Origin of the sequence: Bradyrhizobium sp. 186 (assembly GCF_023101685.1) — a bacterium.
Taxonomy (GTDB): domain Bacteria; phylum Pseudomonadota; class Alphaproteobacteria; order Rhizobiales; family Xanthobacteraceae; genus Bradyrhizobium.
Genome location: NZ_CP082164.1, coordinates 6,996,952 through 7,022,409, shown reverse-complemented (window position 1 = coordinate 7,022,409; position 25,458 = coordinate 6,996,952). Strand labels below are relative to the sequence as shown.

The 25,458-nt window shown below is 60.0% G+C and carries 20 protein-coding genes and 3 pseudogenes; 8 read left to right on the top strand and 15 right to left on the bottom strand.

The genetic code is table 11. From position 1 onward, the window contains the following. Positions 1-57 precede the first annotated feature (57 nt). The 3 genes and pseudogenes from IVB18_RS34020 to IVB18_RS34010 form a co-directional block, all read right to left on the bottom strand. Entirely contained in the window at positions 58-1,473 is a 1,416-nt protein-coding gene (locus IVB18_RS34020) for an IS4 family transposase (RefSeq protein WP_247983252.1), read from the bottom strand. A 141-nt stretch (positions 1,474-1,614) separates the two neighbouring features. Further along, a pseudogene (locus IVB18_RS34015) lies at positions 1,615-2,845 on the bottom strand (IS66 family transposase); the annotation flags it as partial. Between the two features lie 79 nt (positions 2,846-2,924). After that, positions 2,925-3,074 carry a hypothetical protein gene (locus IVB18_RS34010; protein WP_247984675.1) on the bottom strand — a complete coding sequence of 50 codons (150 nt, stop codon included), beginning with the start codon at positions 3,072-3,074 and terminating at the stop codon, positions 2,925-2,927. A 95-nt stretch (positions 3,075-3,169) separates the two neighbouring features. Between IVB18_RS34010 and IVB18_RS34005 the strand changes: the two genes are divergently transcribed. Together IVB18_RS34005 and IVB18_RS34000 are read left to right on the top strand one after the other, a co-directional pair. Further along, positions 3,170-4,108, top strand: coding sequence for a metallophosphoesterase (locus IVB18_RS34005; protein WP_247984674.1), 939 nt, complete (start codon positions 3,170-3,172; stop codon positions 4,106-4,108). A 491-nt stretch (positions 4,109-4,599) separates the two neighbouring features. Further along, positions 4,600-5,055: a hypothetical protein gene (locus IVB18_RS34000; RefSeq protein WP_247984673.1), complete on the top strand. Its 456-nt coding sequence runs from the start codon at positions 4,600-4,602 to the stop codon at positions 5,053-5,055. A 21-nt stretch (positions 5,056-5,076) separates the two neighbouring features. Here IVB18_RS34000 and IVB18_RS33995 read toward each other — a convergent pair whose 3' ends face one another. The 6 genes from IVB18_RS33995 to IVB18_RS33970 all read right to left on the bottom strand — a co-directional run bounded on the left by IVB18_RS33995 (position 5,077) and on the right by IVB18_RS33970 (position 12,302). Beyond that, positions 5,077-6,837, bottom strand: coding sequence for an IS1634 family transposase (locus IVB18_RS33995; protein WP_247983291.1), 1,761 nt, complete (start codon positions 6,835-6,837; stop codon positions 5,077-5,079). A gap of 104 nt (positions 6,838-6,941) precedes the next feature. Beyond that, positions 6,942-7,754: an ABC transporter permease subunit gene (locus IVB18_RS33990; RefSeq protein WP_247984672.1), complete on the bottom strand. Its 813-nt coding sequence runs from the start codon at positions 7,752-7,754 to the stop codon at positions 6,942-6,944. Next, positions 7,751-8,674, bottom strand: a complete 924-nt coding sequence (locus tag IVB18_RS33985) for an ABC transporter permease (RefSeq protein ID WP_247984671.1) — start codon at positions 8,672-8,674, stop codon at positions 7,751-7,753. Before IVB18_RS33985 ends, IVB18_RS33990 begins: the two co-directional genes overlap by 4 nt. Continuing rightward, positions 8,650-9,828 (bottom strand): extracellular solute-binding protein, encoded by a 1,179-nt coding sequence (locus IVB18_RS33980; protein WP_247984670.1) that lies wholly within the window; start codon positions 9,826-9,828, stop codon positions 8,650-8,652. The genes IVB18_RS33985 and IVB18_RS33980 overlap by 25 nt, the downstream gene beginning before the upstream one ends. 80 nt (positions 9,829-9,908) lie before the next feature. Then, entirely contained in the window at positions 9,909-10,997 is a 1,089-nt protein-coding gene (locus tag IVB18_RS33975) for an ABC transporter ATP-binding protein (RefSeq protein WP_247984669.1), read from the bottom strand. Between the two features lie 33 nt (positions 10,998-11,030). Then, the gene (locus tag IVB18_RS33970) at positions 11,031-12,302 is read right to left on the bottom strand and encodes an ATP-binding protein (protein WP_247984668.1); all 1,272 of its coding nucleotides are present in this window, start codon (positions 12,300-12,302) and stop codon (positions 11,031-11,033) included. A 503-nt stretch (positions 12,303-12,805) separates the two neighbouring features. Between IVB18_RS33970 and IVB18_RS33965 the strand changes: the two genes are divergently transcribed. Continuing rightward, positions 12,806-14,074, top strand: coding sequence for an IS256 family transposase (locus tag IVB18_RS33965; RefSeq protein WP_247984146.1), 1,269 nt, complete (start codon positions 12,806-12,808; stop codon positions 14,072-14,074). 323 nt (positions 14,075-14,397) lie between these two features. On the opposite strand, the gene IVB18_RS33960 is transcribed toward IVB18_RS33965, so the two are convergent. The 3 genes from IVB18_RS33960 to IVB18_RS33950 all read right to left on the bottom strand — a co-directional run bounded on the left by IVB18_RS33960 (position 14,398) and on the right by IVB18_RS33950 (position 16,909). Next, positions 14,398-14,697 carry a hypothetical protein gene (locus IVB18_RS33960; protein ID WP_247984667.1) on the bottom strand — a complete coding sequence of 100 codons (300 nt, stop codon included), beginning with the start codon at positions 14,695-14,697 and terminating at the stop codon, positions 14,398-14,400. Between the two features lie 655 nt (positions 14,698-15,352). After that, complete coding sequence (locus tag IVB18_RS33955) at positions 15,353-15,604, bottom strand: hypothetical protein (protein WP_247984666.1); 252 nt, start codon at positions 15,602-15,604, stop codon at positions 15,353-15,355. Positions 15,605-16,279: 675 nt separating this feature from the next. Then, positions 16,280-16,909 carry a response regulator transcription factor gene (locus IVB18_RS33950; protein ID WP_247984665.1) on the bottom strand — a complete coding sequence of 210 codons (630 nt, stop codon included), beginning with the start codon at positions 16,907-16,909 and terminating at the stop codon, positions 16,280-16,282. Between IVB18_RS33950 and IVB18_RS33945 the strand changes: the two genes are divergently transcribed. From IVB18_RS33945 to IVB18_RS33930, 4 genes and pseudogenes are all read left to right on the top strand, one after another. After that, a complete protein-coding gene (locus IVB18_RS33945) occupies positions 16,883-17,146 on the top strand; it encodes a DUF736 family protein (protein WP_247984664.1) in 264 nt (87 codons plus the stop codon). The two genes, IVB18_RS33950 and IVB18_RS33945, sit on opposite strands and share 27 nt — an antisense overlap. A gap of 81 nt (positions 17,147-17,227) precedes the next feature. Next, positions 17,228-17,362: pseudogene (locus tag IVB18_RS33940) on the top strand (DUF6499 domain-containing protein); the annotation flags it as partial. A 346-nt stretch (positions 17,363-17,708) separates the two neighbouring features. After that, positions 17,709-18,179, top strand: coding sequence for a S26 family signal peptidase (locus tag IVB18_RS33935; RefSeq protein WP_247984663.1), 471 nt, complete (start codon positions 17,709-17,711; stop codon positions 18,177-18,179). Between the two features lie 271 nt (positions 18,180-18,450). Further along, entirely contained in the window at positions 18,451-19,650 is a 1,200-nt protein-coding gene (locus IVB18_RS33930) for a Fic family protein (protein ID WP_247984662.1), read from the top strand. A 210-nt stretch (positions 19,651-19,860) separates the two neighbouring features. Here the strand turns inward: IVB18_RS33930 and IVB18_RS33925 are convergent. Next, positions 19,861-21,391 (bottom strand): annotated as a pseudogene (locus IVB18_RS33925) (IS66 family transposase). Positions 21,392-21,911: 520 nt separating this feature from the next. Between IVB18_RS33925 and IVB18_RS33920 the strand changes: the two are divergent. Next, positions 21,912-23,999: a recombinase family protein gene (locus IVB18_RS33920; protein WP_247984661.1), complete on the top strand. Its 2,088-nt coding sequence runs from the start codon at positions 21,912-21,914 to the stop codon at positions 23,997-23,999. Here IVB18_RS33920 and tnpB read toward each other — a convergent pair. Beyond that, on the bottom strand, positions 23,987-24,295 hold the full coding sequence (tnpB, locus tag IVB18_RS33915) for an IS66 family insertion sequence element accessory protein TnpB (protein WP_346732572.1): 309 nt from the start codon (positions 24,293-24,295) through the stop codon (positions 23,987-23,989). The two genes, IVB18_RS33920 and tnpB, sit on opposite strands and share 13 nt — an antisense overlap. Next, the gene (locus IVB18_RS33910; RefSeq protein WP_247984659.1) at positions 24,295-25,134 is read right to left on the bottom strand and encodes a transposase; all 840 of its coding nucleotides are present in this window, start codon (positions 25,132-25,134) and stop codon (positions 24,295-24,297) included. Before IVB18_RS33910 ends, tnpB begins: the two co-directional genes overlap by 1 nt. Positions 25,135-25,458: the final 324 nt, after the last annotated feature.

Here is a 25,458-nt window from a genome sequence, read left to right as displayed (position 1 = left end):
CCATAACATTTGATCTGCGAGCGCGACACACAGCTAGGTAAGCATCCGGCGAAGCTTTCAATTACCCACAATTTCTGCACCGACTATGGCCCCCAGCGCGATGTCGGTCAGGCGCGATAGCCCGCGCCACATGACCGTGTTGCCGGGCGGAGGATCGTGGGCGCGGGCGAGATAGCCGCCGAGCCTGGCGATCTTGGCCAGGTAATGTGAGAGGGTTTTCCGTCGAGCTTGCGGTTTGTCATTCACGAGTCGATCGAGCAGGGCGATTTCAGTTGCGGTCAACGCAAGAGTCGGTAGCGCCCCTGGAGCTGCGCGATTGAGCATCGTCATCCAGAAGACCCGCCAACTGAGGATGCAAAAGACAGAGATCAGGTTGGTCAGACGCTGGGCGGTCCGGAGCTTCGATTCCTCAGCTTTGCAGCCCGATTTGAGGATCTTGTGGAAGACTTCGATTTTCCATCTTAAGGCATACCATTCGAGTTTCTCGATTGCGTCGGCGCGTGAGCCCACAGGCAGATCTGTAATCAGCTTCCACTCGATCTTCTTTCTGTTCTTCGGCGTTACGCGCTCTTCGGCATGGATCACCGTCAAGATCAGCGCAGGATAGCGCTTCTGCTTCCCAATTGGCGGCAGGACGCGAATCTTGCGATATCTGATCTCAAGGACGGCTTCATCGGGATCGCCGTTGTTGTTTCTGACGTCGATGCGATGCAGTCCTTTGACGGCGACCTCGTCCATTTCGTCGGCGATCGTGTGATCCCCATCCCCAGCCAAGCGATTAACGCAAGTCCTGATCACGAAATGCGTTCCAGCTTCGCGAGCCGCGCAGAACAGCTCATAGATGTCGCTCTCGCGATCACCGATATGGATGCATCGTCCCGGATCGCGCAGCAGCTCTGTGGATTGCCGGACATTATCCAGCCATCGGACGCTCTCCTTCTTCTCGATGGGAACGCGCGTCGGGTTGATCTTCTTTTTAAGCGCGGCAGTCCCCTTGAATTTCTTTCGGGTCCAGAATTTGACGGCCGTCAGTCCAAGCGGCAGCCCCTCGGTCGTTACCGCCAGGCTCGAGTGCATCAGGATGCCGCAAACCGTGTGCGATCTCAGGCGGCCGGCCTTGTCCCGGCCGCTGTTTATGCTCTTGGTGATCCCGATCGCGTCTGAGTCCTCCCTTCGATAGCTGAACTCGGTTGTATCATGGAGCACCAGAACAGCACCGCCTGTGGCAATCGTGCGCTCACGCGTCGATTGAAAGTGGCCTGCCAGAATGTCCGCCTCACTGACCCGGTCGTTGGAGAAAAAACGATAGGCAGCCTTTGTGTTGGCCCAATCCTGGCAAACCAGCGGAATGCTTTCTCCCATGGCGCTCCCGATCTGCGCCACCAGTTTGCGGAGCCGCTTGTTCAGGCGCTCGTCGGCAAGGCTGCAGCCCGCGAGCTCACGATCAAACCATGCGCCTGCTTCTCCGTCCATTGGCACCGCCCCCGCGAATCGGTGCCAGACAAGGAATCACGGTCGATTCCTGCGATGCAACAGTTTATGCGCTCCCTCAGCCCACTCGGCTAAATGTGGGTAATTGAAAGCCGGCGAAGACCGCACGCGGGTCATTTCGGCTCAGGCGGCTTGATCAACGTTCCGGATGGCGGAGCGCCAATTCCAGGGCAGCAGCTCGTCGAGCCTTTGGACAGGATGCTCGGCGATGCGTGCCAGAACGTCGGCGAGCCAGGCTTGCGGATCGACGTCGTTCATCTTGGCGGTGACGATGAGGCTGTACATCACCGCGGCACGCTCGCCGCCGCGATCCGAGCCGCAGAACAACCACGACTTCCGACCCAAAGCGATGCCGCGCACGCCACGCTCGGCCGCGTTGTTGGACAGGCAGATGCGGCCGTCATCGAGGAAGCGGGTGAACGCACTCCAGCGCTTGAGCATGTAGTCCATGGCCTTGGCGACATCGTTGCTGCGCGAGAGCTTGGCGCGTTGCGCGCGCATCCAGGCTTGCAGATCGGCCACGAGCGGCGCGCTGAGTTCCTGGCGAACTGCCTGGCGCCTTTCGGCGCTCTGACCGTTGATGGTCCGCTCGATCTCGAACAAGGCGTCGATCCGGCGGACTGTTTCCAGCGCCAGCGGCGAGATCACTGCCGGCTTCTTGCCCTGAGCCTTGCGACGCGCGTTCTCGGCCAGATCAGCCATCACGAAGAACGGCCGCCGGGCATGGACCCAGCACGCGGCTTCCAGGATCGGACCTGCGTTGCGGCCCGGTTCGTAAAGCCTGCCATAGCCGCCATAGGCATCGGCCTGGAAGATTCCACTGTAGTTGGCCAGATGCGCCTGGGGATGCTCGCCGGCGCGATCGCGCGAGTAATAGAACACCGCCCCCGGCGGGGCCGGCCCGCCAAAAGGCTTGTCGTCGCGCAGATAGACCCAGATCCGGCCGGTATCGGTCTTGCCTTTGGCCAGGACCGGGACCCGTGGTGTCGTCCCCGTGCAATCGCTCGGCGCTCAGCACATAGGCCTCGAGGCGCTTGAACAAAGGTGCCAGCGCCGCCGTGCAGCCGCCGACTTGGTCGGCCAGGGTCGACAGACTGATCGGCACACCCTCCTTGGCATAGCGCTCTGCTTGCCGGTTCAGCGGCTGATGTTGACCAAACTTCTCGAACAGCACCATCGCCAGCAGGCTTGGCCCCGCCCAGCCGCGGGCAAGCACATGGAACGGCGCCGGGGCCTGGCTGATCTTCTCGCAATCACGGCAAGTAAACTTCTCACGGACGTGCTGGATCACCTTCCAGGATTTCGGGATCACCTCCAGCGTCTCGGTGATGTCCTCACCGAGCCTGGACAACCGCGTGCAAGGCGGCCCTCGCCGGAGGGAGACGTTGCATCCGACGTTAGTTCGATCGTCTATTGACTATTGTGAGCGCCTTTCAGTGGAACGCCTTGCGCCGGTCATCCAAAGCACCACGGTCGAGCTCATCCATCAACCTGAAGTCGCTGTCGCTGTTCGGCTGCGCCGACGTGATCGAATAGCGATGCAGTTTGTTGCAGTGCGCGAGCCAAATGACCCAAGGCGACATTCAGTGGAAGCCTGGGAATTAGCCACTGTCGGGTTGACCTTGGCCTCATGAGAATACGCTATATCTACCCGAAGGCCGTTCAAAAGGACTAGCTGGTGGACGAAGACATTCTGCGCAAACTCGAGATCCGTCTCGGGCCGCTCCATGCCCGGCAGCGATTGGGGGTTGAGAGAGATCACGAAGCTCAGGTATTTGGCCAGGGCCTCACATTTTTTCACCTTGAAAACTCATCTTGGGCCGAGTGGATCATTCGAAATGTTCTGAAGGCAACAGGGCTCTACTGGCGTGCACGACAGAATGCAGAACGCATTCTCGTCAAACGAAACGAAATGAGGTTCAAGACATTACCGCCCCTCTTTGAGGGCTTCACCATTCTCCACGTTAGCGACCTTCACGTGGATATGAATGAAGTTGCCATGAACAGACTCATCGAGCTGGTTGGCAGCATGCAGTACGATGTGTGTGTCCTAACTGGCGATTATCGGGGTCGGACTGTTGGGCCGTTCCAGCCCGCGCTGGATGGTGTCGCGCGAGTGGCAACTCATCTGAAACAGCCAATCTATGCCGTGCTCGGCAACCACGATACGATTCAGATGGTTCCCGGGCTCGAAGCCATGGGCATTCGCGTGCTGCTCAATGAATGCGAAACAATCGTTCGCAAGGACCAACGGATCTATCTGGCGGGAATCGACGATGCACATTTCTTCAGAGTGGACAACATCGAAAAAGCCGCTCTCTCGATACCCCGCGGTGAGTTCTCGATCTTGTTGTCTCACACACCGGAGGTCTATCATCAGGCTGCCCATGCCAACTTTGATCTGATGCTGAGCGGACACACCCACGGCGGTCAGATTTGTCTCCCCAGATCCATTCCCATCAAGCTTGAGGCGGTACTGCCAAGACGGATGGGGGCTGGGCCTTGGCAGTACAGAGATATGACCGGCTATACTTCCGTTGGTGCCGGCTCGAGCGTCGTTCCCGTGCGCCTCAATTGCCCGCCGGAAATTACCTTGCACCATTTACGCCGCGGCTGACGCTGACCCAATACGGTTCATCACGTGCATGAGCCTGAAACAAAAGGCGGGAGAGAAGTAGCTCGCCGACGAAAAATACTCCAACACCCGAGGCAGCTCTCGGCAACCGAGACTTCCTTCTAAACCGGCCCTATGGCACCGGTGACGGGGAGAATGGCAACGTGCTGCCTGACATTTCGTTTCGAAGTCTTTCCTGCTTTCCCACTCTGAACCCGTTTTCGAAACGAAGCGATCGAACAAGTCATAGGCCGATGTAAGGTTTTGATCCTGTGAACGGCTCCTCCACCGGCACGAGAGCGCGATGAACGTGGGCGCTGCATTCAACTCGCAATTTGTCCAGTCCATAAGTCCCTGTGCCCAAAGCCAAAGAGCGCTTAAGCCATCGTGATGTCGGCTGTCGCTGGTAGACCGGACGCCGAGCCGCGCTTGCTGCGACCGCCGCTTTTGACCCGTTGCGGAAGCGGGGCGCGCGCGACGCATAGTTCTCGGACATGCTGCCGGACCTCATCGAAATTGTCCCCCTGAGTCGTCGGACCGATGCAACCGTCGTCCTGCCGGGCTCGAAGAGCCTCACCAATCGTGCCTTGATTCTGGCCGCTCTTGCGAGCAATCCCGTCGTCCTACGCGGTGCTCTCTGGAGCGAGGACACGCAGGCGATGGTGAACTGTCTCAAGCGTTTGGGATTCTGCATTGAATGGCGGATGATCGGGCCGAGCCGGCCAACTGCACCTCACGGTTTACGGATGCGGCGGGAGGATTCCCAACGCCGGCACGCGGCGCAGCCGCTCACGCTCGAGCTCTTCGTCGAGAATGCCGGCACAGCTGCGCGCTTCTTGCCGCCGTTCCTGTGTCTCGGCCAAGGCGCCTACCGCCGGCTCTGCTGCCCCACTAGACTAGGCCGAAGTTTTCGCTTGGGAAGTGTGCAAGGGATTGATCCGACTCGATAAGTTGACGGTCGGTGTTTTCAATTACTGGACACGCAGCGGGTCAAGATCGAGCAGCTTGAACGCGGCCTCCTGGACGGAGGTTGGTGTGGAATGGAGCATGAAGCGATGCTTGGTGTGAAGGGGCACGCGCATCGTGTTTCGGACCAGCGTGCCGAGATGGGCGATGAGCGCATCGAAGCTCATGACGTGATGGCCGTCGGCTGATCGCTTTGTTGCCTTCTTGGCCTTCGCCGCCTCAGATGGTTCGGTCTTGGCGACGGGAGAGGTCCGTTCTCCCCGGGCGGCCTCAAGGTCGGTGTCGTGGAACAACAGCGGCGCCAAGGCTTCTCGCAGGTGCCATTCGACGTGATAGGCCAGCATGCACAGGAAGACATGGGCCCGCACGTGCTGTGCCGTCCAGTGGCGGATCGGCCGTATTTCGAGATCGATGGTTTTCATGGACCGGAAGCTGCGTTCGACTCGCGACAGGTCCTTGTAGGCCTGAACCGCCTCTGCAGCGTCGAGATGCCCAGCGGGTATGCTGGTTCGGATGACGTAGATGCCGTCGAGGCGAGCCTCTTCCTCGATCTGCTCGATCCGTCGCTGCCATGAGAGATAGCCATCGGCCACTTCGACGTCGAAGTGCTTGGCCATCTTCTTGCGGTCCAAAACCGCACCAACCGCGATGCCGATCTGGGCGGAACTGCGCAACGCAGAGTGTTTGCGCTGGACCTGCGCTTGAACGCGGGCAAGTTCGTGCTCGGTCGCGGCCAGCAGATCCTCGCGTTTGCGCGCTCGTTCGGCTGCCAGATCGCGATTGCGACAGACGATCAGCCGCTCGCCTGGGAACAGGTCAGGGGCGCTGATTTCGGCGAGATCGCGGTCATCGAACAGCGACAGCTGCAGCGGCCCGTTCTCCGCCGCCAAAGCCTGGATCGCCGGCGCGCGCAGGCAGGTGATCCAATCGACGCCCGCCGGCTTGAGATCATCGCGGATGCGTGCCGAGGTGATCATTCCCCGATCCCCGACCAACACCATACGGCTGATCCCGAAGCGATCCTTGATCTTTTGGACTTGAGAACTCAGCGTCTTCGGATCGGCCGTGTTGCCGTCGAAGACTTCAACCGCAATCGGCAGCCCCTCACGCGTACAGAGCAGCCCGTAGACAATCTGCGGCCGGTCGCCCCGGTGATCGCGGCTATGGCCATAGCGCGCCAGCGGACAGCAGCGGCCCTCAAAGTAGGACGAGCTGACGTCGTAGAGCACCAGCACGCCGTCCTGGAGATGTCGCCGCGCCAAGCCGGTCTCGATCCGCGCCTGGCGCTCGACCAGCCAATCGAGCGCCTCATAGGCCTCGCGCTCCTTCACCTTGCCCAGGCGCAGAACCGATCCGAGGCTGGAGATTGCCGTCTCCTGATCCACCGCCCGTACAAAGCCAAGCTTCGAGCGTGGCGCAATCAACCGATCAACGATCATGGCTACCACCAGATCGTAATGGCGTCGCGATGCCTCATCCTTCGTCGTGCTTAAAATCAGCCGATCCAGTGCAATTCTGCGGATCGTCCCGAGCGCCGCTGCAACATGGCCGTGAGGCAGTGAGCGCTCGATTTGAATCTCGTCCGGTCCGGTGCCAATCACCGTGCCGCCCTTGAGCAGAGCCTTCAGTCCGCCAATCAAATCCACCGGCAGCTTGCTCAGATTGGCCAAGGTCCGCTTCTGCGCGCGGCCATGCTCGTCGCGATACGCCTCCCGCAACAGCACCGCAGGCGGCGAGCCTCGATTGGGAATCGTCTCGATGAACATTCCCAAATCGAATCACATCTCGACTGATTTGGGAATCCCCGTTACATGGATACAAACTGCAAACTACTCTCCGCCCATCCGCCCGAAAGGATTCGTCTTTCAGGTCAAACCAAGCGCAAACTTCGGACTAGGCCGGCAAAGACCAGGACGACGACTGCGACCGAGATGACGATGATCGCGCCTGAAAATGCGTAGATGGTCGGCGAGGCACCCGAATTCATCGCGCCGAACATATAAAGCGGAAGCGTGTTCTGGCGACCGGCCAGGTAGTAGGCGCGCGCCTGCTCGTTCAGTGAAAGGAGAAATGCAAATACGAAGCTTGAGATGAGATTGGTGCGCATAAGCGGCAGGGTTATGTCGACGAAGGTCCGTATCGGCCCGGCGCCGAGGTCGCGGGCCGCCGCGATGGTGCTGGGCCTCACCGCCAACAGGCCGATGAGCGAGACCACAGCGACGAACGGCAGCGTCCACAGAAGGTGTCCGATTGCGATGGTGGCCCAAGATGGGGCGAGACCGACAACTCTCAGAGTCGCCGACAGACCGAGGCCCTCAATCGTACCCGGGACGAACATGGCCGAGAGAATGACGAGGAGGAATACGCCGCGCAGGCGCGTCATCGTCCGGTAGGCGAGCGCAGCGGAGAGGCCGATCGGCGTCGCCAGTGCGGCTGTTGCGAGCCCGACCAGCACGCTTTCCTTGAGAGCCCCGGCGAGGCGGCCATCGTCGAGAAGCGCAAAATACCATTTGAGGCTATAGCGGCTCGGCGGAACGAGACCAAGCTGCACGTCCGGATTCAGCGATGCAAGCAGCAGGTACAGAACAGGCGCATACATGATTGCTAGGCTCAGCGCCGTGATAGCGGTGAACAAAAGCCGGCCGCCGCTGGTGCGTCCCGTGATGATTGCATCGAAGCTCATATGCCGAGGCTTTCGAACAGGCGCGACAGCCCGAGCGCGCGATTTGCGGTGATGATGAGGACGGTGAGCAGAGTGATGACGACCGTAGCGATGGCGAAGGCGAGGGGGAAATTCACCACTCTCAGTACATCGTCGATCATGATGGAAATGGAAGAAGCCCCAGCCCCTCCAAGAAGCTGGATCTCCATCGACGTGCCAACGGCGACGACGAATACGAACAGAAAGCCCGCCACGATTCCTGGCAGGACGAGCGGTAAGACGATGGTTGCGAGCACGGTCCAGAAGCCTGCACCAAGGTCCTGGCTTGCACGAATCACTGAATGTTCGATCCGCTTGAATGCCAGCACAATGGGAACTATAGCGAATGGCAGATAGGCGGCGACCATCCCCAGCAGGACCGCAAAATCGGAGAACAAAAGCCATTCGACTGGAGTCTCCACAATTCCAAGGCTCATTAGCGCGTTGTTGATGACGCCCTGCCGACCAAGCACGAGGCGCCATGCAAAGGCGCGCACGAGGCCGCTCGTGAAGAATGGAATGGTGAACAGTGCGAGGAGGAGCGCAGCCCGGCGCGGTCCGCTCAACAGACCGACGACCCCCGCGGCCGGAACAGCGAGCAGCGTGGAAGCCGTAGCGGTCAGTGCGGCGAGGCCCGCCGTGCGCAGAAAAACGGTTGCTCGTCCGTTCTCGAGGAGGGCCGCATATGACGCGAACGACCAGGCGGGCTTGATCCAGTAGGTATCAGGATCGAAGCTCCAGAAACTCCACGTCGCGATCAGTGCCAGCGGAATGAAGCCCACCCCAACAAAGACCGCGAGCGACGGGAGCGCGAGGAGGAAGCCCGCCGGCCGCCAGCGGGCGCCCACGCTTTCGCCGAGCCCTGGTTCGTGAGGCACTACGCGTTCCTCAATCTCTGCCACCATGTTTCGTAGAGCTGGAAATTGTCCGGCCGGGTGTTTTGCCAATAGATCTTGCCGGCAAACTTTTGCTTCACATGCTCGGCCAGTTTCCGGACGCTCGCCGGATCGAAAGCATTCGTATGAGCCGTCGCGTAGGCGACGTTGTTGTCGGTGGGAACGACATAGCCGCGCAGCAGGCCGAGCTTGCAGCCGTAGAATCCCGAGAAAAGGGCATTGACCAACTGATGGGCCGCCTTTGTACGCCCGCGGACCACCGCGCTCTTCAGCAGGATGGTATTGTTAGCCCATCCCTCGTAGCCTTCCTTAGGCACGGCATAATAGCAATCGACACCCCGCATCCGCGCGGCATAAACAATGGGTTCCCAGCCGGTCATCACCCAGACCTCTTGGTTGGCCAAGAGCTGGAGACCCTGTTCCCAACCGTTCCAGAATGTGCGGAACTGGCGGTCCCGCTTGTGCTTGATCAGGAATTCCATGACCAGCCCGAGCTCGTCAGCGGTCAGGTTGCCGGGCTCGTCAATCTTCGCATTCTCGGAGTTCTTCAGATAAATGGCGGTAAAGATGACGCTGTTGATCCAGGCGTCTTCCATGGCGGTCTTGCCCTTCAGCTTCGGATCAAAGATGGCGCCGTAGCTGTCGACGCTGCCAGCCTTGCCTCTTACGGCGATGATGGAATCGGCATTGATGACGGTCGGAATTCCGTAGGCCTTGCCATCGTGGGTCAGGTAGGGAATGTCCTTCGCCCACTGCCACACGCTCGCATAATTCTGGATTTGCGAAATGTCCCAGGGCGCAACAAGGCCGCGTCTCGCCAGTTCCTTTTCGCTGCCTCCCTGAAGCCCTGCGACATCATAAATGTCGTTTGCGTTGCCAGCCGCCAGCTTGGCAACGACCGGCCCCGGGTCATTGCCGTTATCGGTGAAGTCGACTTTGACACCGCTGTCGTTTGCAAAGGTTCTCCACCCGTCGTCGCCGATATCGAGCGTGCCAGTTGCCCAAAAATTGATCTCATCTAACGCTCGGGCAGCGCGCGGTAGGCCCAAACTTCCGACTGCCAGCGCGCCAGCGCCAAGAACACCGTTCTGAACAAGCTGGCGGCGTGTCAACTGGGAGAATACGCCCGGTGGAGAGCCATTCCCGATGCTGTGCGCCATTGTCCAAGCTCCTCAGGAGCCTCCCGGCTTGATGCATATCATAATTCAGGCGCCTTCGCAGAGGCGTCGCTGGGCAGATATCAGGGCTCGACCAGCGCGTCCGGTAGCAACAGCGGCTTCATGGGTTCCCAAACAATCTCGATGCTGCTGCCTGATGCGGGTACCGCGACACCCGGATCTGCGGAGATGAGAAATTTGAGCGCTTGACCGTCAACCAACCGGCTCTCAACCTCGACGTCTCGGCCCTTGTAGGCGGTGGAAATGACCGTGAGCGGCCCGAGATCACTTCGTTCTTTTGGGTGTGCGATCCTGATCCGCTCGGGTCGGAGGACCAGCACATAACCGTTCGCCGGGTCACGGCTGACGGGCGGTTCACAGCGGATATCTCGTCCAGTGACGCGCGCATGCCAGTCGGCAATGCCGGAATCGACACGCTCCGGCTTCAATATTGCGTCGAACCCAACGAACCGCGCGACGAAGGCATTGGCCGGTCGTTCGAAGACTTCGCGCGGCGTACCGATCTGTTCGATGCGGCCCGCTCGCAAAACTATAATTCGATCGCTTAGAGACAGAGCCTCATCCTGATTGTGAGTGACGGCAAGGATGGTCGCGCCGAGCCGTCGGTGCAGACGACTGATCTCGCCGCGCAGTTGCTGGCGCAATCGCTCATCGAGCCCCGTCAATGGCTCGTCGAGCAGAAGAACAGCAGGGTCGAGCACCAGCGCTCGGGCAAGCGCCACGCGTTGGCGCTGGCCTCCGGAAAGCTGGTGTATGCGGCGCCGCTCGTAGCCTTCAAGAGCAACGATAGCGAGCATCTCCGCCGTGCACTTGCGCCGCGTGGCTGGGTCGACGCCGCGTACCTTAAGACCATAGGCGACGTTCTCGGCAACAGTCATGTGCGGAAACAGGCCGAGGTCCTGAAAGATCGTGTTGCATGGCCGCTTGTTGGGCGGAAGCGCCGTCATGTCCGTACCGGCGAAGAGAATACGGCCTGCGGTCGGCTGCAGGAAGCCACCGATCATTTGCAATATCGTGCTCTTGCCAGAGCCGGAAGGCCCCAACACCGTGACGAAGCTTCCCTCCGGCACCTCCAACGAAATGTCGGACACGACAGGTTTGTCGTAGACCTTGGTTACACGATCGAGCGCTATGGCGGCTGGCGGACTCATCCGGCCTCCTCGTTCGCCAGGAAACCGAAACAGTCAATGGCTGACGTTCCGCGCGTGTGCAGTATCCACCAATCCGACCGGCAGAACGAATTGGACGCGCGCGCCGGTCCTGCCGTCTGACGATGCCGAAAGTTGACCGCCGTGACGCTGAATGATCATGCGGCAGATCGCGAGGCCCAATCCCATTCCATTCGCTTTGGTCGTGACGAATGCATCAAATATGTTGTTCAAACGTCCAGGATCAATCCCAGGTCCTGAATCCTCAACTGCGACCGCGATTGTGTTGCGACCCCGAGGCTGTGTGCTCACCCGCAGCAGGCGTCTTTTATCCGTTGTGGTGGCCATGGCTTCGATCGCATTGTGGACCAGGTTGAAGACCGCCTGTCGCAACTGACCCTGATGCCCTTCGACCAGCGGCAGATCGGATGCAAGTTCGGTTTCGGTCGCGACGCCGTGATCCCTCAACTGTCCGTGAAGCGATTGCAGCACGCCACGTGCAATCTCGTTGACATCGACCGGTCCTCTGCTGTGATCGACCTTCTTGAACAGGGCACTGATGCTGTCGAAGACCTCGCTCGCGTGATGGCAATCGGTGATGATCCGATTCAGAATCGCCCGCAACTCGTCAAGATCGGGCGGCGTCATTTCAAGAAAGCTTATTGCCGCATCGCCGTTTGTCGCAATGGCCGTCAGGGGTTGGCGTACTTCGTGGGCGATGGACGCTGTGGCCGCCTCGACATTCAGCAGTTTGTTGTCTCGTTCGCGCTGCAGCGTCTCAACCGCCTCGCGCAGGGCGCGTTCGGTCCGTCGCAGGTCCGTTATGTCGGTCGAGATGCCGCAAATTCCCTGGACTTCGCCGGCGTCGGAAATCAGCGGCACCTTCTTGGACAGGAGAAACCGGTCACCTGCAGGTGTCTTCGACATTTCCTCGGATTCCGACAGCTTGCCCGTCATCATGGCGGCGACGTCATTGCTTCGATACTGCTGGGCGATTTCTATGGGAAACACGTCAAAGTCTGTTCTGCCGAGGCACTGCCCCCGAGTCACGTTGCACAGCATCTCCATGCCTCGGTTGAGGAAGGTATAGCGACCATCTTTGCGTTTGGCGTAAATACTCGCGGCGCTGTTTTCGAGGACGGTGTGCAGTAGCAGATGGTTCTCTCGCAACGTCTCGTAGAGCGTTTCGATCCGCTGCCTCACGTCTGCAAAATGCTTGCGTGCTTTTGGCTTCGCGAGGTCCGCCTCAAGAGCATCAATCTCGCGCTTCAGTGCGGCATAGTGCGCTTCAAATTCCGGCTGCGACATTGGGGATGCTCGGGCCAACCGGTTTCACGACCTCATATCGAAGCAGCCATCCGCGTCCACTTTGCGGCCGCCACGATGACACTGATGTAGAAAGGCAGCAACGCTACTACGATTTTGGCTGGCATTCAATCTCGCGTGCGGATCGGCACGGAGGCTCTGCTGATGGTAGGGTCGTACCAACACTCATCCGGCTTGCGAGCCTGTGTGATTGGTTGTGCAGTTATCCACTCCTCCAAACCCGAGCAGCCAGGATATTGAATTGCCGGCAGCTTTCTCACAGCAAGCCCGAGGTTCTCGTAGCTACGGTGACGAGCTACGAATAAGTTGGCCACGCTCGGATCACGGCTGCAAAACAGGGTGGGGCAGGGCAATTCGCGATTAGCCTAGCAAGACGAGTTGGCGATCTGAGCTATGCGGGAAAGTGGGTGATGACGGAATGAGATAGGCGGCGTATCGAGGCGGGTGTCGAGCCTGCCAGAACCTCTCAAGGAGAGCGATACGCCATGAACGAGACTAGCAATATTGTTGCCCTTCGTCAGCCCGACAATATCGACGATCCACTGACCAATATTCTGCGAACTGGTGCGCGGCAGCTTCTGGCGCAGGCCGTCGAGATCGAAGTCGAGACGTTTCTTGCCACGGTGAAGGATTTGAAGCTTGCCGACGGGCGCGCCCGTGTCGTGCGGCATGGTTACGGCCCGGCGCGAACGATTGCGACCGGCATCGGCCCGGTCGAGATCGCGCGGGCGAAGATTCGAGACCGCGGGGCGGCCGGTGACGGCGAGCGGATCCGCTTCAGCTCGGCGATCCTGCCGCTGTGGGCGCGGAGGACCAGGAGCCTGGATGCGCTGTTGCCGGTGCTGTACCTGCGCGGCATCTCGACCGGTGATTTCCAGGAGGCGCTGACGGCCCTACTGGGCAAGGACGCGCCGAACCTGTCGCCGGCGGTCATCTCCCGGCTGACGGCCGAGTGGCAGGGCGAGTACGAGCGCTGGCAAAAGCGCGATCTGTCGGCGCGGCGCTACGTCTATGTGTGGGCTGATGGCATATTCCTGCAGGCACGCATGGAAGACCACGGCGAATGCATGCTGGTGCTGATCGGCGCGACGCCGGAAGGCAAGAAGGAGCTGATTGGCTTTCAGGTCGGCGTCCGGGAGAGCACGCAGAGCTGGCGTGAGCTCCTGATCGACGTCAAGCAGCGCGGGTTGCAGATCGCCCCGGAAATTGCCGTTGGTGACGGTGCGCTCGGCTTCTGGAAGGCGCTTGACGAGGTCTTTCCTGGCACGCGGCACCAGCGCTGCTGGGTGCACAAGACCGTGAACGTCCTGGACAAGGTGCCACTCTCGGTGCAGGCCAACATGAAGAAGGACCTGCGCGAAATCTACTGGGCGCCGAACCGGGCGGCCGCCGAGGCGGCGATCGACGTCTTCGCCGAGAAATACCGCGTCAAGTACGGCCGGGCGGTCGAATGCCTCGCCAAGGACCGTGACGCGCTGCTGGCCTTCTACGACTTCCCTGCCGAGCATTGGGATCACTTGCGCACGACCAACCCCATCGAAAGCGTGTTCGCAACCGTGCGGCACAGAACCGTGCGGACGAAAGGATCACTGTCGTCAACGACAGCAAGGCTGATGGTGTTCAAGCTGGTCGTCGCCGCATCGAAAACCTGGCGGCGGCTCAAAGGCACAAATCAGTTGCCGAAGGTCATCGCAGGTGTCAGATTCAACGACGGCATCGAGGTCATCCACATGCCGGCAAACCACGCCGCCTGATCGCCTCGTCACCCAAAATCCTGCATAGCTCTGGCGATCTTGGAGACGATGCCCTCCAACTCGGCTTGACAGGTGCGCCGGTACAGGTCGGCGCCATCCAACTCAAACTGCTCGCTGCATTTCGACGGGCATTTCGGCGATCAGCTCTTTCAAGGCGGCCTTGCGCTCCTCCGCGGCAGATGGCGTAGATCGCGACCATTAAGGTACAGGAGATCGAAGGCCACGAAGACGATGAATGCCCCAGTTATTGCCGCTTCACGCACGCATTCACGTGTGGCGGGGCCCAACAGGGAGCCCGCCTCCAAGAGGAAAGGACGAAACTGTCAGTGCGCTTTTCGCTCCATGTCTCTAAGGAGCGCATGGAGAAAGTCGCTGGCATGGTCATAATGTGCGCTGCCATCGGCGATCTGCCGGGTGCGCGGGATTAGCATGCTACCAACGATTTCGGGGTCGAGCAGCTGAGTGCGGTCTGACCATAGCTCTAGTAAGTAGTCAGGAATGTCTTTGGTCGAAGCGAACAACTTCAATAGCCGGTGTTCACCATCATGCTCGTGGTCGGCCTTTTCTGCGTAAAGAGCAAACAAACCACGAAAGGCGTCACGCGAAACCGCAGGTTTCACCATCGCAATGTACCCGAAAAATGAATCACAGAAATCAATTTTAGAAAGTCTGGAGCTCTAAGCTAGTGAAATCTCAACGGGAAAGCGTCAGTAAAGCTCACTCATCATGGAGTGTTACCGTCCTCATCACCGCGGTGTGGGCTCTTCTTCGACCTCCTCCCATAGAGGGAACGCGCTGGCGAGCGCATGGGAAGGCGGCCGATCAATTGGCCTACATCGGCTTCCATCCGTATGTGTGGTTTGGAATTGGCCGGTGACGTCGGGATCTTTGTATCTGAACTAATGGGTCGCGTTCGTCTGATCTTCGGTCCTGCATGACACCATGACCGAAGGCCCCAGCTTTCCCTTCTGGCTGGGGCCAAATTTATCCAGATGTGCTCGCACTCTCATATTTGAAAGCGACGCCTTCGGGATTGTGTAACCTTGCTACTGGCGGAGCTTGATTCGTCATGCTGGAAACCATTCTCGTAGTGCTGGGAATTGGGACCGTAGCTCTCCTGCTAATTGCGTTCTGGGGGCTGCATCGCCACGTGTGAGGCCAGCCACTCCCGCCGGTGCTTTTTGAGCAGCCAATCCACCAGCGCGAAGGGCGCGTTGCCAAGCACATCGAGCCAAGCAGCGAAGACGAACTACTTGAGCAACGATAAGATGGATCAAGTCACATCGTTGCTGCGTTATGTCGCGTGACTGAAAACGGAAGGACAAGGAAAGTCTGCCCGCCGATTCCAGGGCTGCCAGTAACCTCGACGCGCCATTTATTATCGTGCCATAACGGACCTTCTGGTTCATCGTTGAGAATTCGGCCGCTCAATTCGATCGCCGCTGCTTGCGCAGCGTCGATATCCGGAAGCTCCAGCCCGACGTCATCGAAGACAGAAATGCAGCTGTGGACGAAGAAGAAGCGGGTCATCCACGCGGCTCCCTCCAAGAGACGGCAGCGAGAGCGCGCGGTCTCAGTCCGCCAATACGGAGACCAGATATAGACCGGCGGTGAAACGCGGAGGGCCGCTCTTTTGAGGCAGATAAATGCCCCCTAGTGGGTAGGTTTCTGGGTCAGAGCCTAAGCTGCTGAACTTGCCCTGGCCGGAGCGCATCTGGCCTCACGCGCAGGCGGTGCTTCAAGAGCCTAGTGGCATGCCCCTCGGGGATGACCCGCGCGACCGCTCCCATCGCCTTCTCTGGCGTCACTGCTGCCACCCAGTATGACCTTCTCCCATCAGGCGAGATGACCCCGACTACGGGTAAGCGGACCATCATGAAAAAAATCCATACTGAAAACTACAACTGTAAGTTTTTAAGCTTTGTCTAACAAGACGTGGTCGTAGTTATGGTTAGCGGCGGCCGGGCCACGAATGTTCGAAAACGCATAGACCTAGTTTTTGTTGCGTCGGACGAGGTACCTTCAGTGGTGATCGCTCGGCCCATCAAGTTCGGCTCGCTTCCACCCCTGAGAATGGCGCCGCGCTTGCCGCATGCCTTGCAGATAAGCCGCGGCTCGCGCTCGACAGCCGCAAATCATCCGGCCAAGGATCGGCAAATATGCGTTGAGAACGCGAAGGAAACGCGAAGACTTGCTGATCGCTCCTTAACGATGGAGCTTGGCAGAGAGTTCAATCGCCAACCGGACCAATTCGCTGGTCGACCTAAGGCCAAGCTTATGCCTCACAACCGCGATATCGTTGGCGACCGTTCCGTAGGAAACACTGATCAGTTTTGCGATCTCGGAAAAGCCCCTGCCGGACGCGAGGAGGTGAAGAATCTTCGCTTCTCTTGGGCTGACTTGCGCAAGCCGGTTTGCTGCAATCACCGGATCAGCCAACGCTGGCGTTTGAACGGCACGCGATGACAGGAAAGTGCCGCCTTTCCGGACTTCACGAATTGCAAGAACTAGGTTGTTGGGGTCTCCCGATTTGGAAACGTACCCTTTGACGCCGATGTCGATCGCGGTTGCCACGAATGCAGGATCGTCGTTGACGCTAAACATCACGATGCGCGCTTCGGCGTCTCTTCCAAGGATCCGTCGAGCGAGCTCCATGCCGGAGACGGATGGCAGGTTAACGTCTATGACGCAGACCTCAGGAGGTCTGGCAATAAAGGACGCCAATCCACTTACCGCATCTGCCGCTCCCGTGACAATGAATCCTGCCTCGTCGGCAAGCAAGGCCTGGCAAGCAGCTATGATGATGGGATGATCGTCGACGATCAGTACTCGCATCAGAGCTCCGTGCAGCAATATTCGAGGCCTACCCAACCCGACTTCCGCGTCGTCACCCAGGGCGTCGAGATCGGCGCAGGCTGGACCCGGCGCGGGGAAACCAGCGGCAAGGATTATGTGAGCCTGTCGCTGGCCGCACCCGAGTTCGGACCGCGCAAGCTCTACGCCAATCTCGGCCGCGCCGCCGGCCAGGATGATGACAGCGTCTTTGCCATCATCTGGAATCCCGCCGACTGAGGAAGCCGGCCCCCGCGCCAGGCGCGGGGGCCTCTCTCGCGCCGCAATCGCCTTCGAGCATCGTCGGAGTGACGGGGGACGATGCCGAGCAGCAATCATGGCCGAGAAGGCCCGGCGAAGGGCGCCACACCGGGTCTTGCGCAGGCCGAGCCTTGCGATGGAAGCGACTGGGCCTGGGAATTCCTGCGCCGCAATCCGGACTATCTGGCTGACTGGCGCGCCGCTGTGCCGCGGCGCCTGAGCCCCATCACACTGCACGACGGCCCGCCATTGCTGCGCCTGCGCAGGCGTTATCCCAAGGCAGAAAATTGGGGCCTCTACGCGTTCGCAGACCCCTTCAGCACTGCACGCAGCTCGCCCGTGTTCTGGCTGCCGACGATGAGCCGGCGAGTCATTCGCGCCCGTTGCACGCCACTTGGATATCGAGACGGCGCGCCGAAAATGAGCCTTGCCGACTTCAAGGTCAGCCGGGCCGCCGTCATTGGCGTCGACGGAGTTCCGGTGGTGACGTTGAAAGGACCGTCGAGCTATGTGCTCCTGAAGATCTACGGCCTTCGTCGCCATGCTGGCCTCGCTCCAAACCCATGCGCCGCTCGTCCTTTACAATGCCTCCGGCAGCGCGCCGCTCGGCTTCTACCGCGTCGAGCACCGGCTTCCGCAGCGAGGCGAGACCGCTACCGTTCAGCCGCCGCCACTCATCGAAATGATGATCGTCGCGCGCGGAATTCTTGCACCCGATGTCCCACTCGTGAAACAGGTCGCGGCCATGGGCGGCGATGAGGTTTGCCGCTCCAAGGTGGATGGGACCGGAGTTGTCAGCGTGAACGGCAAGACCATCGCCGAGACCTTCGAGAAGGATCGCGAGGGGCGCCCGCTGCCGTCGTGGGATGGCTGCCTTACCCTCATCGAGGGCGAGTATTTCCTGCTGCAGCCCCATCCTTACTCGTTCGATAGCCGGTATTTCGGGCCGGTCATGCGATGCGATGTCATCGGCGTCGCGCGTCCGGTCTGGACCTGGAATCCGCCGGGATAGTTCGCTCCATTTGGCCGCCGTCCGGTGCGAGAGCGAAGCTCGGATTGACAAGAGACAGGCCGATCCACCAAGATCGGCCAAGAAAACGGCCAAAACTTGTATTTTGTTGTATTTTATCGTTACTTATCAGTGTCTTATATGACATATAGATCGGCCAAAATTGCCTGAAAATGCCGCTGCCAAAATCGGCCAAAAGATCGGCCAAAGCGTGTAATCTTAACATGAAAATCATTTATATTGAATATCTTAACAGACTACCGGATCGGCCAAAATGCCCCCAATGCTGGAAACCGTCGAACGCATCGAGCCGGCCAGGCTGGAAGAAGTGCCCGAGGCCATCTCTGACGTGGTGGCCGAGCTTTCGGCCGCGACCGCGAAGCTCGGTCACGCGCTTAATCCGCAAACCGCCGCCAATCTCGCGGGCCTCGTGCGGATCATGAACACCTATTACAGCAACCTGATCGAAGGACATAACACCAGGCCGCGCGACATCGCGCGCGCACTCGACGGCAACTTTGACAACGACAAGCAACGCCGCAACCTGCAGATCGAGGCGGCAGCCCACGTGCGCGTGCAGTCCGAAATCGATTCCATGGCGCGCGAAAATCGCCTGGGCGAACCGGCCTCCGTCGATTTTATTCTCTGGCTCCACCGCGAATTCTACCGCGACGCCGCGCCCGAGATGCTTTGCATCCGCGGCAACGGTAGCGAGTTCACGATGCAGCCCGGCACATGGCGGTCGAGCACCGAACACGATGTCTCAGTCGGCCGCCATCAACCGCCTTCCAGCGATCGCATCACAGCCTTCATGACGTATTTTGCCGACCGCTATCGCTTCGAACGCTTCGGCAAGGCGGCGCGGATCATCGCGATTCCGGCCGCACATCATCGCTTCAACTACATCCATCCTTTCCCGGACGGCAACGGCCGCGTCAGCCGCCTGATGAGCCACGCCATGGCGCATCTTGGCGGAATCGGTGCGCACGGGCTGTGGTCTGTCTCGCGCGGATTGGCGCGCGGCCTCACCGGCCCAGGCGATTACAAGCGGATGATGGACCATGCCGACATGCCCCGGCAGGGCGATCTCGACGGCCGGGGCAACCTCTCGCAACGGGCTTTAAGCGAATTCATTCTCTGGTTTCTGCGCGTTTGCCTGGATCAGGTGACGTTCATGGGAAGCCTGTTCGAGATCGAAACGCTGGCCCAGCGGTTGCGCGGTTTCGTCGAGAGGAGCGAGCAGTTAAAGCCGCAAGCCGCGCGGCTTCTGGAGGAGGCGCTCATTCGCGGACAGTTCGACCGCGGCGACGTCCCGCGCATCACCGGCCTTCCCGAACGCACGGCACGGCGCGTCTTCAACGATGTCGTCGCAACCGGTCTTCTTGCCTCGGAAACACCCAAGGGCCCGGTGTCGTTGCGCTTTCCCATGGATACGCTCGACGTGCTGTTTCCGCGACTGTTTCCGGAGATCTGAGGGGCACGAAAGCGCGCTTTCTAACGTGTCGCACGACGGTTTCTGCGAACGAAACTGCGCGCAGCATTGTTCGCTTTCCCTGTCGGCCAGGCTCCGATCAGGTCTGCGCAGCTTTGCACCGGAGCGTGACGATATCCTTGCCCAACGAACTGCAATCCAGCATGGAGCAATCAGGCGGCAGATCGTAAGCGTCCGGAGCATGCATGTCAGTCAGGTCTTGACATGATTCTTATTTTTCCAGGTCCAAGGCAGCAGTTCATCGAGGCGGTTGATGGGATGCCCGTTGACCATGCGCGTGAGCACATCGCGCAGGTAGGCGTAGGGTTCGACGCCGTTGAGTTTGCAAGTTTCGATCAGCGAACAGACGATCGCCCACCGGTCGCCGCCACCATCGCTTCCGGCAAAGAGATGGTTCTTACGCCCGAGCGCCACTGGGCGGATCGCGCGTTCGACCGGATTGGTATCGAGTTCAATGCGGCCGTCATGCAGGAAGCGGGTCAGACCTTCCCAGCGCGAGAGCGCATAGCGGATCGCCTCGGCCAGGGTGCTCCGGCCTGCTACGCGCGGAAGCTGGGCTTCCAGCCAGGCATGCAGAGCTTGCACGATCGGCCTGGAGAAGGAGCGCCGCTCGGCAAGGCGATGAGCGGACGATTTCCCGCGCACGCGTACTTCGATGACATAGAGTTCACCGATCCGGCGCAGTGCTTCGGCCGCCACCGGCGAGCCGGTAGCCTCGGCCACTTCGTAGAACTTGCGCCTCGTGTGCGCCCAACAGGCGGCAAGCACGACATCGCCGTTGTTGGCCAGTTGTTCGAAGCCGGCATAACCATCGACATGCAGGACGCCTTTGAAGTCCTCGAGATGCGAGGCGGGCCGTTCTGCTTTGCGATCCGGCGCATACAAATAGACCGCAGCCGGCGGTTCGGGTCCGCTCCACGGTCGTTGCTCGCGGGCATAGACCCACAATCGCCCCGTCTTCGTCCTCCCTCTGCCGGGATCAAGTACTGGGATCGGCGTGTCGTCTGCGAACAGATGATCAGACGCGAACACGTTCTTGCACAGCCGCTCATGCAGCGCTTCCAGCCCACCAGCACGCACCGCCAACCCATCCGACCAGCGTCGAACGGCTGAGATCGACACCGTGCCGAGCAAAGATTTGCGATTGCCGATAGAGCGGCGTGTGATCGCAATATTTGCTGATCAACACTTGAGTGAGCAGAGCTGGCGTCGCCAATCCGCCGGCGATCGGCCGTTCGGACGCCGGCGCTTGCACAACCTTGTTACAGGCGCGGCAGGCGTATTTCGGGCGGGCGATACGAACGACACGAAGCTGCGCCGGAACCCAGTCGAGCATCTCGCTCACGCTTTCGCCGATCGCGTGGAGCGCGCCGCCGCAACAACCGCAGATCTCACTATCGACGTCGAGCAGAACGTCCTCGCGGGGCAGATGATCGGGCAGTGGCTTGCGCCGGGATGGCGCTTCAGCTGCCTCTGTCGCGATCGCCGGACGGCTCTCCCGGATGCGGGCAATATCGCCGTCGAGATCCTCAAGTGCGAGCGCCAGTTGATCGGCATCGAGGCGTTCGGAGCGACGCCCGAACTGCGCCCGCTGCAGCTTCTTGATGATGATCTGAAGGCGCTCGATCTCGCCATCGCGGCTCTCGACAACATCAGCCATCTTACGCACCAAACGGTGCAACAGGGCCGTATCGGAGGGCAGGTTTTCGAGGTCAAATCGCATGTTCGATTCTACTCGAATATGCTGATTCGAAGAAGCAAGTTCGCTATATTCTATGCGAGTTTCTGCGATGTTTCAGCCGGCAAGAGCGGGCTTCCAGATACGCTCGGGCACACGCCAATCGATGCCTTCGATCGAGGGGATTGAGGAATGTCCCTAATAGTGAGTCTGACGAATCATTTCCGGAGGTGGTCGAAGTTCGAGATCCCCGCCATCCTTTGTACGGCCGCTCATTTCGAGTGATCAGGAAGATCGGCCAGCGAGGCCGAGGCATTCCCGCTTCGTATGAAGTTGAGTTTCGCACGGGAAGCAGTCTCCTAATTCAGGCAACCGCAATCGAATATTATGAGCAAGAAGCAAATCAGATTAAGCTGAGTATGGAGGCTCTACTCGACCTTTTATCGACAGCGGATTGTCCCGACGCACATGAGCATGGATCCAGCCGATCTTTGGTCGACGCTGACGCCCGCGCTCCGACGCCAGATCGTCGAAGACGTCGCCGCGATTTTGGCGGAGATCCCTCATGAAGTCCGAGCTGGTCACACCAAGCCACTTGGCACGCAAAGCCGTAGTATACATCCGGCAGTCGACGCCCCACCAGGTTGTAAGCAATCAGGAGAGCCTGCGCCTTCAATACGCGCTTCGCCAGCGCGCCCGCGAACTCGGATGGCGTGAGGCGGCCATCGACGTGATCGATGCGGATCTCGGGTTGAGCGGCGCTTCTATAGCACAACGTAACGGCTTCAAGGAGCTCGTTGGCCGTGTTGGCCTGAGTGAAGTCGGACTCATTTTGTCGATCGACGTGACCCGCTTGGCGCGTAATTGTACCGACTGGTATCCGCTCCTGGATATCTGCGGTCTACGTGGCTGCCTGATCGCCGACCGCGATGGTGTCTATGATCCGGGCACTCCCAACGGACGGTTACTTCTCGGGCTGAAGGGTTCGATCTCCGAGCTTGAGCTACATACGATCCGCAGCCGGCTGACCGCCGGCCTGCTGGCTAAAGCCGAACGCGGCGAACTTGCGGTTATGCTGCCAATCGGGCTGATGCGAGACCCGAGCGGCGTGGTCGTTAAGGATCCCGACATGGCCGTGCAAGGGCGGCTCGGTCTCGTCTTCCAGCTGTTCCTGCAGCTGCGCAGCGTTGCCAAGGTCATGCGAGCGTTGAACGAGCGTGACCTGGAACTGCCGCGTCGTGATCGGTATGGCGATTTGTGCTGGACGCGCGCGACGCTGGCTGCTGTCGCGGCGATCTTGAAGAACCCCGCATACGCGGGCGCCTTTGTCTATGGACGAACCCGCTTCCAGCCGCCCAAGCGGGAGGGTGCTCTGCCACAAAAGGCTCCGCGGCCGATGGAGGAGTGGCGGATCGTCGTTAAAGATCGATATCCGGCCTATATCGACTGGCCAATTTATGAAAAAATCCGAGCCGTCATCAGAGATAACCGAGCCGAATACATGCGCATCAAAACCCGCGGCGCGCCTCGCAATGGCGAGCTCCTGCTCCACGGCATTGCCTGGTGCGCACGATGTGGCCATAAGATGTACGTCCGCTACAAGGGCGGAGGCGAGTATGTATGCAATCACCTGCGTACCCAGGAAGGTCAGCCAACCTGCCAACACATCCGCGCCGCCCATATCGATGCAGCGGTTGGCGGCGCATTCCTAACCGCACTAGCGCCGGCCGAACTCGATGCCTTGTCGCGCTCCCGCCGGGTGCAGCAGCAGATGAACAATGCGTTACGCTCCAGTGCAGAACGAGAGCTCGAGCGCAAGCGGTACACGGCGGCGCTCGCCGAACGGCAGTTCAACCGAGCTGATCCAGATAATCGGTTGGTCGCCTCGGAACTCGAGCGCCGATGGGAAGTGGCGCTAAACGACGTGCGCGCCGCCGAAGAGGCGCTCGCCCGACAGACGCCGCCCAAAGCCATCACACAAGTGGCCATAAGCAAGGAGCTCAACGACAAGGTCATCAGCCTCACCGGCCGCCTCCCGCAGATATGGGGTGACGAGAGTATCTCGGATGCGCATCGCAAGGCGTTGTTGCGATGCCTCATCGAAAAGGTCGTGCTCGACCGCGGTGAGCACGACTTGGCCCTGGCCAGGATTGTCTGGCGAGGAGGCGCCATGACGGAGCTCGAGGTGAAGATGAGCGTCAACTCTGTCACCAGATTGACGCGAGGTACGGAAATGCGGGAGCGCCTGCTGGCGCTTGCCCGCGACGGCGTCCCCGACGACAAGATCGCCGCGATCCTTACTCACGAAGGCCACCGCTCTCCCCATTGCGCCGATAAGGTGCTGCCCATCACCGTTGGGCGGCTCCGCCGTGCCGCTGCCATCAAGGTGGCCACCCAGCGCAACCGATGGGAGCATGACGACGCACTCCTCAGCCCACCCGAATTGGCCCGCAAGCTCAAGATCCCGGTGAACTGGCTCTATGTGCAGATCCGAAGTAAGCGTTTGCTGATTGATCGCCAGCCAAGCGGCGCCTATCTCTTCCCGAATACACCATCCCTTCTTGACGCTGTCCGCGAGCTTCGAAACCACGTCATTGCGCAACTTGATCTAAGAATCTGTCAGCCTAACAAGGAGGGGCATCAACATGGGTGATCGATCAGCATCGCGAGCTGCGCTGGAGACAACGTGATGGAGCCTTCGTACCCCGTCATCCGCGGCCACACGAAGCCGCCCCGATCGAGCCGCTTGGTGAACAAGCACAGCCCGTTGCCGTCCCAGAACAGGATCTTGACGATCTGCGCTCGTTTGCCCCGGAAGGCGAACAGGTGGCCGCAGAACGGATCCTTCTTCAGCGTTTCCTGGACCAGCATGGCCAGTCCATCCATGCCCTTTCTCATGTCGGTGTAACCCAGCGCCAGGTGCACCTTCACGCCTGCAGGAACGATCATCATCGTGCAGCCTCCCGGTCGAGAACATGCTGGCGAACCACTTCCGGATCGCTGCCTTCGGGCGCAAAGACGCGTCGCCCGTCGAGCAGTTGCACCGGCATCATCCCGTCCGGTGGATGCAACAGATCGTGCAGCACCGCTGGGCCGGATGATCCTCCAGAGCTACCTCCCGGGAGCGTAACCGTTGCCAGCTTCGCTGCCTTCTTGCCCGTAAAGCCGAACTGGACGCGCCAGCGGAACACCATGCTCGTGACGATGCGATGGCGGCGGCAGACCTCCGCCACACTCATGCCGGGCTGTTCCGATTCCAACACGACGGCTAGCTTCTCTTCATCCGTGAAGCTGCGCCGGTTCGAGCGTCCGTCGTGCGGCGGATCCGCTTCGCGTGCCGCTGTCCAGCCGTTTTCCCGCGAGCTATCCTTAGCAGCGCTGCTAGCACCAGTGCTTATTTGCGGGCAGGCACTCGGATGAAGATGCGCCCGCCAGTCGATCTCCACCTCGGCGTTCTCGATACGGTCCCGCCATTTGCGCAACGCGTGAGGCGAAAGACGCAGGCCGGAGGCATATTCGCGAACACCCATCCCGCTCCAGTTCATGGCTTCCACATGCATCGCCCAGAACGCCTGAAGCGCACGCGAGCGGGTGTCCGTGCGTACGGAATAGCGCGGTCTCAGATGCCGCTTGCCACTCTTCCCCTGCTGGCGTTGCTCTTGCCGACGCGAATCCTGCAGGGATTTCGCATGTTCGCGGGCTTCTTCCTTGCTGATCAGATGCTTCATCCAGCGTTCGAACGTCTTGGTCGACAGCCCGTGCTGGCGGCAATAATCCGCGCGCCCCATTCCGCTTTGACGCCATGCCTCGACGTGCAACGACCAATAAGGGCTGTGCGCTTTTACCCACGACCGAGATGCCACCGGAGATCCTCCCATGTACGAGAGAACCCGATTTGGAACGACACCGCACTCTCAGAAAGTCGTGCAAGATTCGGACGCTTACGCAGATCAGGCGGGAGGGCAAGATAAAAGCACTGGCGCCTCACCGTGCTTAAGTCGTTGTCTGCACATCCCAGTTTTGTCGACACCTTGCTGCGCGATGTCGCCAATTCGATTGCGTCGTTTAATCTTTTCGTCTGTGTCTTGGCGATCGCGCGCCGGCCTCACATA

Excerpts from the sequence above, each read along its gene's own strand:
- IVB18_RS34000 (WP_247984673.1), top strand. The coding sequence starts at position 4,600 with ATGCTGCCGGACCTCATCGAAATTGTCCCCCTGAGTCGTCGGACCGAT.
- IVB18_RS33995 (WP_247983291.1), bottom strand. The coding sequence starts at position 6,837 with ATGTTCATCGAGACGATTCCCAATCGAGGCTCGCCGCCTGCGGTGCTG.
- IVB18_RS33970 (WP_247984668.1), bottom strand. The coding sequence starts at position 12,302 with ATGTCGCAGCCGGAATTTGAAGCGCACTATGCCGCACTGAAGCGCGAG.
- IVB18_RS33965 (WP_247984146.1), top strand. The coding sequence starts at position 12,806 with ATGAACGAGACTAGCAATATTGTTGCCCTTCGTCAGCCCGACAATATC.
- tnpB (WP_346732572.1), bottom strand. The coding sequence starts at position 24,295 with ATGATCGTTCCTGCAGGCGTGAAGGTGCACCTGGCGCTGGGTTACACC.
- IVB18_RS33910 (WP_247984659.1), bottom strand. The coding sequence starts at position 25,134 with ATGGGGCGCGCGGATTATTGCCGCCAGCACGGGCTGTCGACCAAGACG.
- IVB18_RS33920 (WP_247984661.1), top strand. The coding sequence starts at position 21,912 with ATGAAGTCCGAGCTGGTCACACCAAGCCACTTGGCACGCAAAGCCGTA.
- IVB18_RS33950 (WP_247984665.1), bottom strand. The coding sequence starts at position 16,909 with ATGCGAGTACTGATCGTCGACGATCATCCCATCATCATAGCTGCTTGC.
- IVB18_RS34010 (WP_247984675.1), bottom strand. The coding sequence starts at position 3,074 with ATGTCGCCTTGGGTCATTTGGCTCGCGCACTGCAACAAACTGCATCGC.
- IVB18_RS33945 (WP_247984664.1), top strand. The coding sequence starts at position 16,883 with ATGATCGTCGACGATCAGTACTCGCATCAGAGCTCCGTGCAGCAATAT.
- IVB18_RS33960 (WP_247984667.1), bottom strand. The coding sequence starts at position 14,697 with ATGGTGAAACCTGCGGTTTCGCGTGACGCCTTTCGTGGTTTGTTTGCT.
- IVB18_RS33955 (WP_247984666.1), bottom strand. The coding sequence starts at position 15,604 with ATGACCCGCTTCTTCTTCGTCCACAGCTGCATTTCTGTCTTCGATGAC.
- IVB18_RS33990 (WP_247984672.1), bottom strand. The coding sequence starts at position 7,754 with ATGAGCTTCGATGCAATCATCACGGGACGCACCAGCGGCGGCCGGCTT.
- IVB18_RS33980 (WP_247984670.1), bottom strand. The coding sequence starts at position 9,828 with ATGGCGCACAGCATCGGGAATGGCTCTCCACCGGGCGTATTCTCCCAG.
- IVB18_RS34020 (WP_247983252.1), bottom strand. The coding sequence starts at position 1,473 with ATGGACGGAGAAGCAGGCGCATGGTTTGATCGTGAGCTCGCGGGCTGC.
- IVB18_RS33930 (WP_247984662.1), top strand. The coding sequence starts at position 18,451 with ATGCCCCCAATGCTGGAAACCGTCGAACGCATCGAGCCGGCCAGGCTG.
- IVB18_RS33975 (WP_247984669.1), bottom strand. The coding sequence starts at position 10,997 with ATGAGTCCGCCAGCCGCCATAGCGCTCGATCGTGTAACCAAGGTCTAC.
- IVB18_RS33935 (WP_247984663.1), top strand. The coding sequence starts at position 17,709 with ATGCTGGCCTCGCTCCAAACCCATGCGCCGCTCGTCCTTTACAATGCC.